Source organism: Photobacterium malacitanum (assembly GCF_900185615.1).
Classification (GTDB): domain Bacteria; phylum Pseudomonadota; class Gammaproteobacteria; order Enterobacterales; family Vibrionaceae; genus Photobacterium; species Photobacterium malacitanum.
In genome coordinates, this window is sequence record NZ_FYAK01000010.1 from 25,025 (window position 1) to 42,186 (window position 17,162).

Consider the following 17,162-nt stretch of genomic DNA (forward strand, 5'->3'; position numbering starts at 1 on the left):
ATAAAAGTAAAAAATAACATTTGCGACAATGTTCAAGTTAATTATTGTAAAAAGAAATAATAGTAATTAATACAAACACTCCAGTTTCATCATGTTTATACGGAATTGATACCCTATATTTATAACAAGGAATCTTCATGATCATAAATAAAGCGCATACGCTCGCGTTAGCAATAATGGCGGCATTATGTTCTCCAACGACTTTTGCTACGGAAAAAAATCAATTGACGATTGTGGCTGATTTTTATCCCACCATGATACGTAACTTTAACCCTTACCTCGCAACCAATTTACGTACCACAACTGACTTTATTTATGAGCCGCTAGTGGTATTTAATCAAATGCATGGCAATAAGCCGGTAATGCGATTAGCCAAAGATTACTATATGTCAGACGATCTAATGCAAGTCACATTTGAGATTCGTGACGGTGTCAAATGGTCTGACGGTACGCCATTTACCGCTGAAGATGTGGTGTATTCATTCCAATTGATTCATGACAAACCAGAGCTTGATCCTAAAAGTATGGATCGCTGGATCAAAAGCGTTCGCCAACAAGATAACAAGGTTATTTTTGAGTTAACTGAAGCGAACTCTAACCTTCCTTTTGAAATATCTTCGATTCCTATCGTGCCGAAACATATTTGGAAAGACATTGAAAAACCTGAGTTATTTACCAATGAAAACCCTGTTGGCTCAGGTCCTTTCACTGAAATAGATACCTTTACTCCACAATTATACGTTCAGTGTCGTAACCCTAATTACTGGGATAACGACAACCTTGAAGTCGATTGTTTACGCGTGCCACAAATTGCCAATAACGATCAGCTACTAAACAAAATCATCAAGTCAGAGCTCGACTGGACCAGTGCTTTTATTCCTGATGTTGATGCGCTTTATGCTGCACGTAATCCAAATCATAAATACTGGTACCCAGCGGCAAGTACACAAGCATTTATGATGAACTTTAAAACCCCACATCCGGGTAATAATGAAGCAATTAACACCCTTGATTTCCGTCGTGCGCTCTCGATGGCGATTGATCGTCAAAAAATCATTGATGTCGCTTTTTACGGTAACGGCATCGTTAATGATTATGCATCAGGCTTAGGCAAAGGCTTAGAATTCTGGGCAGATCAAGATATTTATAATAAATACAAAGGCTTTAATACTTACAATATTGATAATGCCAAAGCATTACTCGCAAAAGCCGGCTTTAAAGATATCGATGGTGATGGTTATGTCGAAACACCAACGGGTAAAAAAATAGAAATTTCAATCCAATCACCAACAGGTTGGACTGACTTTAATAATACCGTTCAACTTGGGGTTGAACAGTTACAAATGGCGGGTATCGATGTTAAAGCCAAAACCTCTGACTTTGCGGTTTATAACCAAGCGATGACTAACGGTACTTATGATATGGCTTATACCAACTACTTTAACGGTGCCGATCCATACCGTTACTGGAACAGTGCTTATCATTCACGTTATCAAGAAGGTGCGAACATGCCGCGCTTTGCAATGCACTTCTTTAAAAATGCTGAACTTGATCAATTGTTAGATAATTTCTATAAAACAGCCAACCAAGATCAACAAAAAGAAATTGCACATAAAATTCAAAAGATTATTGCTGAAAACCAAATCACTATTCCTGTGATGTCAGGGGTTGATGTCTACCAGTTTAATGAAAGCCGTTTTACTGGTTGGTGGAGCACTGAAAACCCTAAAGGGCGTCCATTAGCATGGGCTGGTGTACCTGAACGTTTATTACACGTACTAGATTTAAAACCTAAAGCATAATAAAAAAATAATGCCGTTATCTTTTGATTACGGCATTTATTTAGCTGTGATGAATACATGTTTTTATTAATGCTGTTGTTATTTAACTGCAGCATTTTAATTTTCATGTCTCTAAAAAATCTTTATTAGGAATAAATACGATGGGATTTTTCTTTCGGCGTTTATCATTCTATTTTGTTGCACTAATATTTGCAGCAACATTAAACTTTATATTACCAAGGGCAATGCCGGGTGATCCCGTTACAATGATGTTTGCCAATGCAACCTCACATGTTAGCCCAGAACGTATTGATGCAATGAAAAAACTGCTGGGGTTTGTTGATGGCCCCTTATACGAGCAATATTTTTCATATCTTGCCAATATTTTTACTGGTCAATGGGGAACATCAATTAAATTCTACCCATTATCGGTAAATGATCTCCTTGGTAGTGCGATTGGCTGGTCATTATTTTTAACTGGAACTGCGGTTGTTTTATCATTTTGCATAGGTTCGGTGATGGGCATTTTTGCCGCTTGGCGTCGTGGCAGTTATTACGACACCTTTATTTCACCTACCACACTGGTAGTCCAATCTATTCCCTCAGTGGTTATTGCGATGCTGGTAATGTTTACCTTTGCCGTTGGCTTAGAGTGGTTTCCAGTGGGTAACGCGTACACCTCAGGCACCACACCTGATTGGTCAAGCTGGGCGTTTTATAAAGATGTGATGTATCACGCCGCGCTACCTTTGCTATGTGCCACTGTCAGCCAAATCGGTGGCTTTTTAATTAGCATGCGTAACAACATGATCAACTTGCTTAACGAAGACTTTATCACCATGGCCAAAGCCAAAGGATTAAGTGAACATCGGGTTATTTTTAACTACGCTGCTCGTAATGCAATGCTACCAAGTGTCACTGCATTATCAATGGCTTTAGGTACCGCAATTAGTGGTCAGTTAATTGTTGAAATGATCTTTAACTATCCCGGCCTTGGAACGGTATTGTTAAATGCAATTCACGCTCGTGATTACCAAGTACTTCAAGGACAATTATTACTGATGACCTTATTTATGTTGTTCTTTAACTTTATGGCCGATCTATTAATTGTGCTGTTAGATCCGCGTCTACGTAAGGGAGATCGATAACATGAAAGGTATTATTCAATTATTAATTCGTAACCCTAAATCATTAACAGGACTATGTATTTTAGTGGTGTTTGGATTAGCGGCTCTGTTTGCGCCAGTGATCACTAACCATTCGCCAGATAGGGGGACTGGCAACCCGCATGAATACCCTGCATTTGTGGTAAAAGCTGCTCAAAACAATCCTGATGGTTGGATCGCGAAAAACTTAGCCACCAATAAACGCACCCTACTGATGTCCAAAAAAGCCGACCATATTCTCGGCACGACTCGTATGGGACGTGATGTATGGTCTCAATTAATCTACGGTGCCCGCACATCGCTTGCAGTTGGTTTAGGTGCCGGCGTTTTAGTGTGTTTTCTGGCAACCTTAATTGGTGTTTCTGCAGGGTATTTTGGCGGCAAAGTCGATGAAATTCTAACTGCGGCCATGAACATCATGCTGGTGATCCCCCAATTACCGTTGCTGTTTATTATTGCGGCGTTTATTGGTCAAGCTGGGCCATTTACGATAGCGATTGTTATAGCCATCACCTCATGGGCATGGGGCGCGCGCGTGGTACGCTCGCAAACCTTATCCCTCCGCGAAAAAGAGTTTATTCGTGCGGCAGAAGTGTTAGGTGAGTCACCTTGGCGAATCATTGCGGTAGAGATCTTACCTAACCTCATGTCGATTGTCGGTGCCAGCTTTATTGGCTGTGTCCTGTTGGCAATCATGACCGAAGCGAGTTTATCGTTCCTTGGTCTTGGCGATCCTAATGCAATCAGTTGGGGCGTGATGCTATATAACGTTCAAACCTCTTCGTCGATGTTGATTGGCGCATGGTGGGAAATTCTCGCGCCATGTCTAGCATTAATCTTTATTGCCATCGGATTATCGTTATTAAACTTTGCCGTTGATGAAATTGCCAACCCACAATTACGTTCACACAAAGGCATGCGCCGCTGGCAACAACGTAGTGATGAAACCCTAATAGCCACTCAAACTGAAATGCCTCACCCTGTTACTGATGGCGGAACAAGATAATGAATAGCAGCTTATTAACCTTTACTTTTGCTCGTACTCAACACTGCGATCAATTAACCCGTACTATTTACCTAACATCAAAAACGAATAAACAATTAACGCTCAACCAAGATGTGAGTGATTTTAATGCCGAGATCAGTAAATCGACATTGAGCGTGGCAGATATTCAAGATATTGGCTATTTGATCGCAACCACATTTACTCAAGCGACAACGTTACAACTGTGCATTGATGACACGATTGCAAACCAATATAACCACCAGCAGTGGCTCAAATGGTTATCTTTTGGTCTGGCGTTATCCAACTATCGTTATCACCATAGCGATAGCCCGCTGTTAGCTCCAACAATGGCAGATTTTACGCTACTTAACGCCACAATCGACGAAATTAGTGCATTTGATAACGGTAAAATTCTGGCACAAAGCCAGCTTATCGCACGTGAGTTAATCAACAAACCTGGCAATGTTATTTATCCACAATCTTTTGTCGAAGCTGTAGAAGCATTAGCGATCAATAACATTGAATTATCTTACCTTGATGATGCAATGATGCTTGAACAAGGTTTTGGCGGCTTAATGAGCATTGCTCAAGGTAGTGATCGGGAAGCACGGTTATTGTGCCTTGATTATCACCCACAAAACCCTCAATTCACGGTGGCATTAGTGGGTAAAGGGGTTACGTTTGATTCTGGCGGCATTAGTATTAAACAACCACGTTATATGAGCACCATGAAAGTGGATATGGGTGGCGCAGCAGCGGTTGTCGGTGCACTCAATGCTATCGCCCAACTGCAACTACCGATTCGTGTGATTGGCTTATGTGGCTTAGTGGAAAACATGCCATCAGGCAAAGCAATTAAACCTGGTGATGTGGTCACCATGCGCAATAAAACCAGTGTCGAAATCATTACCACTGATGCGGAAGGACGGATGGTATTAGCTGATGTGCTCCACTATGCCCAGCAGCACTATCAACCTGATTATTTAGTCGATATTGCAACCTTAACCGGTGGCACAGGTATTGCGCTAGGCAAAGCTTTTGCCTCATTAATGGGTAATAACGATGATTTAATTGCTTGTGCTACGGCTGCAGGTCACGCATGTTCAGAGCCATTATGGCCAATGCCTAGTGGTGACATGTTTAGCACCGCGTTAGACAGCGACTTTGCTGATCTTCGCCATGGTAGTGAAGAGCCTGATGGCAGTCCATGCGTGGCAGCGACCTTTCTATCGCACTTTATCGAACCCAATCAAAAATGGATCCACATTGATTCAGCAGCAATGTCATTTATGACTCACCGTAAGATTTACGCCAAAGCCACCACAGGCTTTGGCACACTATTATTAACCGAACTCTGCCAACAGTTGATCTTGCAAGATCAGTTGCACCAATAACAAGGAAGTTAACCATGATCTTATTAGCAAATTCAGAAGCCTACCCAGGTATTGAAGCATCAGCACGTCGGCTACAAGCGGGTGAAGAAGGCTTACGCGCATTAGTTGAAGGCATTAAGTTGGTTGAGTTGGATCCACGCGTACGTACTGTCGGTTACGGCGGCTGGCCAAATGTACTCGGTGAAATGGAACTCGACGCCTCAGTAATGGATGGGGATAGTTTACGTACTGGTGCCGTTGGCGCATTAAAAGGCTACATCCACCCGATTGAAGTCGCCTATAAAGTCATGACAGATCTCAACCATGAGATATTAGTCGGTGAAGGTGCAGCTATTTTTGCCAATGAAATCGATGCGGTTGCAGGTAATAACCTTATCGAAGATTCAAAGCAAGTATGGTGGGAGAAGCTAGAACAAGCGATGACACCTGAGCAACAAGCGGCATTTCCTAATGTGCCACTCGCGCCACTGTCTAACAATGCTACCGATCCTGAACGTGTACGTGATACGACGGTTTTTTTAAGCAGTGATATTAACCGTAAAATTACCGCAGCAACCTCTACTTCGGGCTGGGCATGGAAATACCCTGGTCGTTTAGGTGATAGTCCAATTATTGGTGCTGGATCGTATGCTGATAGCCGTTATGGCGCATGCGCTTGTACTCACACCGGAGAAATGAGTATTCGTTGCTCAACCGCTCATGCGGTAGTGTTATACATGAAGATGGGAATGACATTGGATGAAGCCGTCTATGAAGCGATTCGTGATCTCGATTACCTTAAAGATGGCTATACCGAAGGGGTTACTATTCATGCGATAGATTGCCACGGTAATCACAAAGTAGTGAGCTTAAATTGTCCGGGAAATATTACTTACTGGCTATGGCAAACAGGCATGGATAAACCAGAAGAGCGCCAAGCTGAAGTGATCATGACCAAATAATAATAGCGTACTCCAAAACCAATCACACCCTGCGGGAACTCACTCGCAGGGTGTGATTATATGGCGGTTGTTACAGTTATCATTTTCATTTATTAACGATAAATCCCCACACTCTTTGCCACAAAAGATCTAACTGATTATGCGGCACATAATCATCACGAAATGCTTGGCTATCATCTTCTGCCACACTTTTTACATACTGCTTATTATCTACCGAGATAATTTTTGTAAAACTACGCGTATACGGTGACACTTCGCGATCTAAAAAACGCAGCGCTTGGCGAGGGTTGGTTGTCTTGCGTTCTACATCAGGATGATGAGATAAACCATGCGTAATAGTTAACGTAAACGTTGTCATTGTTGTTGTCCTTGAAACGATTGAAAACATCAACAACCGTGAAAATGGGAATAGAAAAAGGTGCTGCAATAAAATATACCCGCTCTGGTTTCTTTTAAATATCAGCAATATGTTTCAATTTGTATGAAAGATAAGAAGTTGTAACAAAGTGAGCCGTAAAACAATAATCAACAACGGATTCTTAAAAATAAGTCATTGATAACTGTCTAAATTGGCTAGGTTTTTATATTATTCCTACAACAAAGATCAGCTTATGCCTATGTCTCAGTATCTGTTACCAACATTTCTATGCGTCAGTGTATCGCTACTCAGTGGCTGTAATGACGATAATACTAATAGCACAACAACGACAGATGAATCAGAGCCCGTGTTAGCCGTCACGAACGATGACTGTGATCTTGATAACGTACAATTACTGGATTTTACCCCGTGGCAACGAGAGAACGGTTACTGGGTCGGGGATTACACTTTGCTTGGTGCCGATGGTACACCTCAAGTTTCTAGTCGCTGGCCATATCAATATGATAATTACCAAGGCTTTATTCATTTAGAAGTGATTGGAAACAGCATAAAACAGCGCAATGTGTTTTTATACCCCCCCAAAAAAGCAGAGTTATGTGATGAGACAACCATGGCATTAGGCAATGGTATCTGTGGTATTAATGGTAATGAGAAGATCTTTAGTGCCGATCAACAAGCCACTGATTGTAATGGTAACCTTGCTGGCCCGTTTGAATCTTTTGGTATGACGTTAGATACTCATACCACCTTGATTGGCGATGATACTGTTCTTTACCAAGTACGAATGCCTGATGGCGGTATCATGCAAAACCAATTAACAACCTTACCGCCAAACGATACTCGCGTTCGCACCGCCCAAGGCTTTTTCAACGGTAACCCAACTTACGCCAGCTATTATCGCGAGCGAAAAGTCACCGAAGCCGAGTTCTTTCAATTACTCGCCGCAGCACGTGCTGAATACAATATTCTTGAGACCGATTACTGCGGTTACGATAATACTAACCAACCCAGCCAAACCACTTGTGATGATCATTTTGGATTAGACCGTTCAGCAGACCAATAAATAACAAAAAAAAGCGTGCTCTGAGTAACTCAGAGCACGCTTTGGTTAATACATATCGCGATAACTAATTAAAAACTTGCCTGCAGTGCTTGCTTTTTATCGCCTGTCATTACAAACCGTAACTCACCACCTGCTTTAATATCGCTGTGCTTAAAGGTTAAGTTAGCACCTAACTCTTGGCCGTTGATGGTAACTGACTGAATGTATTTATTCACCGGACTATTATTATCAGCCACAATGGTAAATTCACCGCCTTTGACATCAATTGACGCCTTATCAAACAATGGACGCCCGATTGAATAAGTCGGATCCGCTGGCGTTACTTGATAAAAGCCCAAGGCACTCATGATGTACCATGCCGACATTTGTCCTACATCTTCGTTACCAATCAAACCTGTCGGCTCAGTGGTGTAAAACTGATTCATGATCTGATCTAAATACTCTTGTGCTTTCCATGGCTCGTCAGTCAAATTGTATAAGTATGGAATATGATGCGAAGGCTCATTACCATGCATATATTGACCAATATAACCAGTTAGATCAGGCAGCTCTTCACCAGTATTTGAAGAACGGGCAGTAAACAACTCATCTAAATCTTCACGGAATGCTTTTTCTGGTGTTGTTTCTTTATTATTAGCTATATCAGCGTCATAGATTACTTGTTTTAGGCGCTCAAAATCATGCATCGGCTGGAATTTCCACTGCCATGCATTACCTTCAGTAAAGGCAAATTCATCAACAAAATATGGGTCAAATGGCAATAATGGGCATTGTTCCATCTCTTTACTGCTACCATTATTTTGTACCACATCAACCATTACGCATTCATCTTTACGTGACTCATCAATAGGCTGATTAAATTGTGATGCGGGTTTATTCGGACTAACACTTAATGGATGGTTCTTTGGTCGTAAGAAACTCGTTTCTTTATCCCAGTGATGCAACCAATTATCAGCACGCACTAAAAACTCATTCTGCAGTTTGGTATCACCCGCCATACGGGCAATTTCAGATACCGCCCAATCGCCATAAGCAAACTCTAAAGTATAAGACGCTGAGTTCCAGTAACCATGATGAACAAAGCCATTTTCTTCATAGACTTTTACTTGCACCACATTTGCAGCACCAGTATTTTGATCTTCGGTCCAATCAGGAAATTCGCTTTTTTCATGATAACGCGCGGTAAATTCAGCCGCTTCTAACGCATCTTGAGCATCAACATGTAAATCTTTTGCCATTGCATCAGCAATAATAGAAATAGCCGGGAAGCCAATCATCGTCCCCGTATAATGGCCTTGCAGCTCCCATTTAGGTAAAATACCACCATCTTTATACTTACGAATCAAGTCATTAGCATATTCTGTTGCACGTTGCGGATTAATAATAGTTTGTAACGGATGGAAAGCACGGAAAGTGTCCCACATTGAATACACTGAATAATTCGGTGTATCACCCGCTTCTTTTATTTCTTGAGTACGCATAGCGCGATATTTACCATCAACATCTTGGAAAATCATCGGTGCAATCGAAGCATGGTACATCGCGGTATAGAAAATCTGCTTTTGATCTTCAGTCCCGCCCTCAACTTCAACCTTGGCTAACTCGTTATGCCATGCCTGTTGAGATTGCGCTAACACTCTATCAAAGCCCCAATCAGGCACTTCGGTATTAAGGTTATTTTCTGCGCCTTCAATACCTGTAGGAGAAAGGCCTACTTTTAATTCTAGAGGCTGATCTGTTGGCGCAAACTCTAAATAAGCAATAGTTTTAACCGCTTCAATATTATCATGATTTAATTTAACGCTGGTTTCAACACCGTCAATTAATGCGGTTGCTTTTACAATTGGCTGATTAAATTTGGCATAAAAATAAATATGTTGGTTATTTGCCCAACCATCAGAACTACGCTGACCGCGAACAGTATATTCATCAATAATTTCAAGGTTACCAACGGTGGTGCGGTTACCCCAACTCTTATTTAAGGTGTGGTCTAAATCAAATTTAATAAATGGTGTGCTACCTTTAGCGAAGGTATATTTATGATAACCCACACGCGCAGTGGTCGTCAGTTCAGCTTTAATCTCACCACGATTTAACTCAACCGCATAATAACCAGCCTCTGCCGTTTCATTAGCTTTATCAAAAGTATTGTAAGTCGCATTATTTTTTTCAGTAAACGGTAATACTAAAATATCACCAAGATCAGTAATACCGGTTCCACTTAAATGGGTATGAGAAAAACCATAAACAGGAATATCTTGTTGTTGTCCATGATCAAAATAACCCGCTGCTGATCCCCAACCTTCCATTTCAGTATCAGGGCTTAATTGTACCATTCCCGATGGGAACACCGCCCCAGGGAAAGTATGGCCATCAGCACCAGTGCCAATAAAAGGATTTACATATTGTAAATATACGTCTGAAACTTGAGTTGCTTTATCTGTAGAGACTGTTGAATTATCAGAATTACAGCCACTTAATCCCATCGCTAATGCAATAGAGAGTGCCACTGGACTCAGCTTATTTATCATTATTATCGACCTATATTATTTATTATGGGGAAGCGTAGGAATAAATACCCAACCAACTTGCTATTAATCGATAATAAGAACAAACCATATTTTAAGGTAGTAGCAAAATACTACATTTACTGGACTTTTATCGCTAAAGTTTATTTTAGTGATATTGCTTCAATCATCATAAGAACACTATTTTTTATAACCACGCCCCAATAAAGATATAATTTTCATTGTTGTTAATAGGAAAATAAAAATATAATTTATAGAATATAAAAAATAAAACAGACTTTGCGGGTTAAATTTAACTCAAAAAACAAATTGACCCAAGTTATCAATTGCGAACTTATTATAAAATCATTGTTACTGATAAGTAATAATCTCTTTGTTGTTATTTATCTATAAATACTATATCAATATTAAAACTAACGCTAAAAAACAAATAATATCAAATACTACCAAAAAAAATACGGTCATAAATATCAACACGTTTCATACTAATATTCGGCATATAATTTAGCGTAAATATTAAAACAAATACACATTCATCACCTAAATAAATACTAAGTGCTATAAAATCAAGATTGCAATGAGAGGCTACTTTTCTTTATGCTTAGCCGCAATAAATATCCAAGAAAATTAAACTCCATATTGATAATAGCGGTAACAAGATGCGTTCAGATATTAATATAATTATTTCAAAACTTATTAATTTTATTATTCTAGCTATAATACTAACAATACCTATTGCTGTTATTGATTATGATGTTCTTTATTTAAAAGATAACGTTCCAGAACATTCATTAACAGAATATACACAAGAATTATTATTGTTTATTTGTACGATGGTATTTTTCTATTTAGGATTAACGAAAATAATTTACCAGCGCTGTGCTTTTCTAATTGCGGGATTTTTTGCTTGCATGCTGATAAGAGAGTTAGATCTGTTTTTTGACCAATTGGTTTTTCATGGCTTTTGGGTGTATCCAGCAGCGGTTATCGCCATCATGGCATTAATATATGCGGGCCTACAACCTAAAAAGACCCTATCAGCTTTAGCTGAATTTATGAGTAATAGCTACTTCCCTATTTTATGTTTAGGCTTAGGTATAACCTTAGTTTACTCTCGCTTATTTGGCATGGGTGATATGTGGCAGATGATTTTAGGTAATGATTATCATCGTATCGTAAAAAATATTGCTGAAGAAAGTTCTGAATTATTGGGTTATTGCTTAATGTTTTATGCCACCATAAATTACGTTATCAGTTATCTCAAGCATGACCATGATGATCATCATTAAAAACTAATACAATAAGGGGGCTATCAGCCCCCTTATTGTTTAACGTGTTAGCTAGTTCATCGGTACTTGCATGGCTTGTGATTTATCAGCTGTCATCACAAATTTTAGTTCACCACCGACTTTAAATTCAGCGTGATTAAAGAACAATCCGTTATCTAACGGTTTACCATTAATTGAAACCGATTTAATGTACATATTATCATCGCCGTTATTTAATGCTTTCACGGTAAAGAAACCATCTTTTACGGGTAATCGCACTTCATCAAATAATGGACGACCAACGGTATAAACAGGCTCAGCGGCATTGACTTGATAAAAACCCATCGCCGACATTACATACCAGGCCGACATTGAACCAACATCTTCATTACCAATAATGCCAGCAGGCGCTGCAAAGTACATTTCATCTAAAATATAATCGACCACCTCTTGGGTTTTCCAAGGCTCAGCAGTCCAATTATAAAGGTATGGAATATGGTGTGAAGGCTCATTACCAAACGCAACCTGACCAATCATGCCTGACATATCTGCGGTTTCTGTGCCTTCACTACCCGCGGTAAAGGTTGCATCCAAGTTTTTAGCAAACGCTTCCTGCCCGCCCATTTGATCTTGTAGCCCTTTAATATCGTGCGGCACAAACCATGTCCACTGCCAGGCATTACCTTCAGCATAAGGGCCAGACTCATGCGCGGTTTTATACGGGTCAAACGGAGTAAGAAAATCACCGTCAATGGTTAACGGCCGCATAAATCCAGTTACACCATGCTCTGCATACTCAATTGAATTGTTATCAAAGTAGCGCTTAAATACTTGTGAACGCGCTAGATATTGTTGCTCTAGCTCTGTATTACCTGCCGCTTTCGCTATTTGCGCAATCGCCCAATCATAAAACGCATTTTCTAAGCCATAAGATACAGATTCTTTAATATTTTCAGCATTTTCATTCGTTACAGGCACAAAACTGCGCTGTTGAGAAAACTTGATTGCATCAGGTAACACGCGTTTTAAAACATCAAGATCCCACTCTTGTGCTAATGTTGCATGGTTGTCATAAGTAGACGATTCAACCGCGGCTTGCAGTGCTTGTTGTTTTTCTTGTAAGGTAAATTCATCAGGGAATTTGGTGATCGCATCGGCAATCACCGCCACCGCTGGATAACCAATCATGGTGCCCGTCTCATCCCCTAAGTGTTCCCACTTCGGTAATAAGCCGCTCTCCTGCCATTTTTGAACCATATTCTTAGCATACTGTACTGCACGCTCTGGCTCGGTAATGGTTTTTAATGGATGTAAAGCACGGAAGGTATCCCACAGTGAATATACTGAAAAATTAGGCTGTTCCGGTGTCGCTTGACCATAGGCAATCGCGTAGTTGCCCTCACCGTTACGAATCGAACCTTTTCCCATACCTCTAAATTCACCAGTGACGTCTTGGTGTACTTGTGGCGCAATTTTTGTATGGTAGAGCGCAGTATAAAAGATTTCTTTTTGCTCTGGTGTACCGCCTTTAACATCAAAATTTAATGCTCGTTGCCATTTCTTCACCGCTGCCATCCGTGCTTCATCAAACGATTGCTGCCCTTCAGCATCATGATTAGCTTTAGCGCCATCAGCACTTACAGCAGAGATTGCGACGGCAGCATTAACAACCTGAGTATCACCGCCTTCAAACTCAACATAGGCAGTAACGTCAGCTTTAATGCGCTTAACCGGCTTACCCGCATCATCACGCTGTAATTCTGAAACATGCTCGGCGGTTAAGCCTGCTACTGGTTTACCGTTAGCGAGGATAACCACATTTTTGATTTTTTTATCAAAGGTCGCATGGAAGAATATTTTCTGATTTTTCGCCCAACCAGAAAAATGTGCCGCGTCTCTTTCACCGGTGATGGTATAGCCATCTTCACTGACCGTTAATTGATTACGTAATGAAGTCGAACCCCAATCACTGTTTAAAATCGAATTTAAATCAATTTTTAATTTCTGATCAGCGCCTTGAGGATAAGTATAACGATGAAAACCAACCCGCTCAGATGCGGTTAATTCTGCTTTAATATTATTATCGGCAATTTCAACGCTGTAATAACCCACTTCTGCCTGCTCGGAGGTTTTATCCATTTTAACCGCAATCGCTTTACGGTAATCATCACTATCTTCAATGTAGTGTTGATTATCTTCGGTAAACGGTAAAAACAGAATATCACCTAAGCCGCCCATACCAGTGCCACTTAAATGGGTATGCGAAAAGCCAAATAAAGTATCTTTATCGTAATGATAACCTGATGAAGAATGCCAACCGATTAGCTCAGTGTCCGGTGACAACTGAATCATGCCTTCAGGCACCACTGCACCAGGAAAGGTATGGCCATTAAAGCCAGTACCAATAAATGGATCGACAAATTTAGTATTACCCGTTAGCACTATCTCAGGGGCCGTTTTATCGGGCACAACAGTAGTATTGTTATAGATGGTCTCGTCATTACACCCTGTCAGTGCTGCTGCGACCATTAGTGCCAAAGGCAATATTTTCATTGTCGACATATCCATTCCCTAGCTCATCACGTTGACTGTAGATTGTTATATTTAGAACTACAGTGAAAAGTTTGTGGCAGGATTATCAATAAAGTTAATAGTAGGAGATATAGGATTAATTACGCATTCACAGGCTTTTTGTAACAGCAATTATACGCTGTGATATACCGCATATTCTTTAAACCGTTATTTTGGACTCAATATCACAGTTTTAATTATATTTATTATAAAAAAAACCGTTACGTTTATTACCGTAACGGTTTTTCAATATCACACTATAGACAGCGATGATTAAATAACAGCCTTACCCTGTACCCATACTCTGGCCACGTTTTCAGGTTGAGCAAGCGTAATGATTTTCTCTAAAATATCTTTTGCACTATCAAATTGAGGCCAAATACGTAAATTTCCGATAGCAGAATTGGCTTTAATTACTATCGCATCAAAATGATACCCTTGTTCAAATAAGCCTACTTTAGCATTAAGCACTTGCCCACCGCCGACCGTTGCCATCCAAAACGCTTCTACAAAACTAATACGTGCATTAGCAGTACCACGCTTAGACGCAGGTAAGTAAATATCCACCCCTTCTTCACGAACACGGGAATGACTGACGGCATCAAAACAGGCGCGGAAAATAGACGGTGATGGCGCTCCCGCAATATCACTACCTAAACCGATTTGTACGCCGTGATCCAATAATTCACGTGCTGGCATCGCAGCGTTAGCAAAGTACATATTTGATAATGGGCAGTGACCAATACCCGCTTTAAACTGGTTAATTTTTTCAATATCTGCTTGATTAAGAAAAATAGAATGAGCAAGAATCGATTTATTATTCAGTAGTCCCATATCAGCATAAATCGTCACGTCACTAACACCGTAATGTTGAATGCTGTAGTCACGTGCCCAATCACTTTCAGAACAATGGGTTTGCATATGAAGATCATAGCGCTGCACTAAACCGCCTAATTGCTGTAATAACTCACTGGTGCAACTTGGCACAAAACGCGGCGTGATCACCGGATGTACTAATCGTGATTGATTTCCCGCCAGCTCAAATACGTTATTGACAAACAATTCAGTATCATCAATTGCCGCTGTCACACTTGGTTCACAGTAATAAGCCGGACATTGGTCACTATTGTCCATATTCACTTTACCAACAAAAGCACGTTGACCGACATTCAAACATGTTTGTGCAAGTAACTCCGTCGATTGGCGGTGAATGGAAGCGAAATAAACGGCACTAGTGGTACCATTAGCTAATAATGTTTTAGTGACATCTTGATATACGTTAGCTGCAAAATCATTATCTGAATAACGGTTTTCAAGTGGAAAAGTATAATTTTGGAGCCAATCATACAAAGGTAAATCAAGCCCTTTTCCTGCCTGTGGCCATTGCGGTGCATGGCAATGTAAATCCACCAAACCTGGTAATAAATATTCGCCTTTTGGGATCACTTGCAGGCAATTATTACGCTTAAAAATCGCTAATAAGTCAGCATATTCAGCATGCTGAGGCGGATAAGTTGCTGCAATATCCCCTTGATGATCAATCAATAATAACCAATCAATATTGAATTCAAACTCACCTTTTACTGGGCAGTGAAAGCAATCAGCAAGGACAGCAAATTTAATCATTGTTATATCAATCATGCGTTATTCTCTGTATTTGTTTGACTATCTATTTGGGTAACAGTTTCAGCGGTAACAGGTTGATCTTCATTAGGCAAAATGAAATTCAAGATCACCGCAGCTAAGGCACCAATCGCAATGCCTGAGTTAACTAAATAACCGATTAATTCAGGTAAGGCGTAAACTAATTCACGAGGCATTAACACCGCACCAAGTGACAACATAATCGGTAAACCGACCACTAACATATTACGTTCGTTAAGGTTGATATGCTGAATCACACGAAAACCATTCATCGCAATAACAACACAAATAACGGTGAAAATACCCGAAATAACAGCATGGGGAATCGAAGCAATAATACTGGTTAATTTAGGCATTAAGCCTAGCAATAACAGAATAAAGCCACCGGCAATAATCGCATGGCGTGAGGCAACACCCGTGACGGCAATAATGCCAGCATTGGTTGAATAACCAGTAACAGGACTACCGCCTAATGCTGCACAAAAGAAATGTCCTACCGCTTCACCGGTTGCACCACGATTTAAGCGCTCATCTTTTAGCTCAACGCCAGTCACCGCACTCACGGCACACCATGTGCCAGTAGTTTCAACTAACACAATCATTGAGATGAACAACATCGTCAAAATGGCAATGGGATCAAATGTTAACTCACCAAAAGGCAATAAACTCGGCAATTTAAACCACGCCGCTGTTGTTACCGATGAGAAATCCGTCATACCATAAAAAGAAGCTGTCAACGTACCTAATACAATCGCGCTTAACACTGAGGTTAGTCGCAACCAATGCAATGACGTAAACAAACAACCTAATAAAATAAAGCTTGATAGTGACACCATACTCACCAACGCAATCACAATGTTTTCAGTTGGTCGCTCACCACTGTAAATACCATTAAACGCGATTGGTAATAATGAAATTCCTACCACAATAATCACCGTACCGCCTACAATCGGTGGCACTAATTTTCGAACTGCTTTACTAAATAAATTTAATGGCTTACCCAGCAACGCAACGAATAGTGCGACTGGAATTAATGCACCATACACCGCTCCCATTCCCATGGTTTGACCAATAGCAGCAATGGCTCCAATCGGAATATAAGACGGCCCTTGCATCACAGGTAGTTTTAATAAACACCGCGACTGAATAATGGTCGCCAGTCCTGCAACAACAAATGTCATTTGAATAAGTGCCGATGTATCAGACACTGTCAGTGATAATAAACCCGCTAAAATAATTGGAACAATATAGAGATCCATCGCTAAAACATGCTGCGCCCCCAAAGAAAGCGAGCGAGGAAGTGATATTTTTTCATCGATATTAATCATGTGTCGGTATACCAATTAATAAACTAACGAAGGCAGTTATTGTGTAAGACTGCGGCTGATTTCAATTGATATTGAATAAAAAACACTCATATC

At 40.4% G+C, this 17,162-nt stretch carries 12 protein-coding genes; 7 read left to right on the forward strand and 5 right to left on the reverse strand.

The features are described from left to right. The first annotated feature begins 137 nt into the window (after window positions 1-137). From PMAL9190_RS16445 to PMAL9190_RS16465, 5 genes are all read left to right on the forward strand, one after another. On the forward strand, window positions 138-1,802 hold the full coding sequence (locus tag PMAL9190_RS16445; RefSeq protein ID WP_087846108.1) for an ABC transporter substrate-binding protein: 1,665 nt from the start codon (window positions 138-140) through the stop codon (window positions 1,800-1,802). A gap of 140 nt (window positions 1,803-1,942) precedes the next feature. Continuing rightward, window positions 1,943-2,929 (forward strand): ABC transporter permease, encoded by a 987-nt coding sequence (locus PMAL9190_RS16450; protein ID WP_087846109.1) that lies wholly within the window; start codon window positions 1,943-1,945, stop codon window positions 2,927-2,929. 1 nt (window position 2,930) lies between these two features. Beyond that, the gene (locus PMAL9190_RS16455) at window positions 2,931-3,953 is read left to right on the forward strand and encodes an ABC transporter permease (protein ID WP_087846110.1); all 1,023 of its coding nucleotides are present in this window, start codon (window positions 2,931-2,933) and stop codon (window positions 3,951-3,953) included. Continuing rightward, window positions 3,953-5,347 (forward strand): M17 family metallopeptidase, encoded by a 1,395-nt coding sequence (locus PMAL9190_RS16460; protein ID WP_087846111.1) that lies wholly within the window; start codon window positions 3,953-3,955, stop codon window positions 5,345-5,347. Before PMAL9190_RS16455 ends, PMAL9190_RS16460 begins: the two co-directional genes overlap by 1 nt. A gap of 14 nt (window positions 5,348-5,361) precedes the next feature. After that, a complete protein-coding gene (locus PMAL9190_RS16465) occupies window positions 5,362-6,288 on the forward strand; it encodes a glycosylasparaginase (protein WP_065168690.1) in 927 nt (308 codons plus the stop codon). Window positions 6,289-6,373: 85 nt separating this feature from the next. Here the strand turns inward: PMAL9190_RS16465 and PMAL9190_RS16470 are convergent, their stop codons facing one another. Beyond that, complete coding sequence (locus tag PMAL9190_RS16470; protein WP_087846112.1) at window positions 6,374-6,646, reverse strand: hypothetical protein; 273 nt, start codon at window positions 6,644-6,646, stop codon at window positions 6,374-6,376. A gap of 253 nt (window positions 6,647-6,899) precedes the next feature. Between PMAL9190_RS16470 and PMAL9190_RS16475 the strand changes: the two genes are divergently transcribed. Beyond that, on the forward strand, window positions 6,900-7,730 hold the full coding sequence (locus PMAL9190_RS16475) for a hypothetical protein (RefSeq protein ID WP_370738779.1): 831 nt from the start codon (window positions 6,900-6,902) through the stop codon (window positions 7,728-7,730). A 68-nt stretch (window positions 7,731-7,798) separates the two neighbouring features. Here PMAL9190_RS16475 and PMAL9190_RS16480 read toward each other — a convergent pair whose 3' ends face one another. Continuing rightward, a complete protein-coding gene (locus PMAL9190_RS16480; protein ID WP_087846113.1) occupies window positions 7,799-10,261 on the reverse strand; it encodes a GH92 family glycosyl hydrolase in 2,463 nt (820 codons plus the stop codon). A 656-nt stretch (window positions 10,262-10,917) separates the two neighbouring features. Here PMAL9190_RS16480 and PMAL9190_RS16485 point away from each other — a divergent pair. Beyond that, window positions 10,918-11,547 (forward strand): hypothetical protein, encoded by a 630-nt coding sequence (locus tag PMAL9190_RS16485; RefSeq protein WP_087846114.1) that lies wholly within the window; start codon window positions 10,918-10,920, stop codon window positions 11,545-11,547. 51 nt (window positions 11,548-11,598) lie between these two features. Here PMAL9190_RS16485 and PMAL9190_RS16490 read toward each other — a convergent pair whose 3' ends face one another. The 3 genes from PMAL9190_RS16490 to PMAL9190_RS16500 all read right to left on the reverse strand — a co-directional run bounded on the left by PMAL9190_RS16490 (window position 11,599) and on the right by PMAL9190_RS16500 (window position 17,069). Beyond that, a complete protein-coding gene (locus PMAL9190_RS16490) occupies window positions 11,599-14,088 on the reverse strand; it encodes a GH92 family glycosyl hydrolase (RefSeq protein WP_235004375.1) in 2,490 nt (829 codons plus the stop codon). Between the two features lie 282 nt (window positions 14,089-14,370). After that, entirely contained in the window at window positions 14,371-15,738 is a 1,368-nt protein-coding gene (gene guaD / locus PMAL9190_RS16495) for a guanine deaminase (protein ID WP_087846115.1), read from the reverse strand. Next, a complete protein-coding gene (locus tag PMAL9190_RS16500; RefSeq protein ID WP_087846116.1) occupies window positions 15,735-17,069 on the reverse strand; it encodes a solute carrier family 23 protein in 1,335 nt (444 codons plus the stop codon). The genes guaD and PMAL9190_RS16500 overlap by 4 nt, the downstream gene beginning before the upstream one ends. Between the last annotated feature and the right edge of the window lie 93 nt (window positions 17,070-17,162).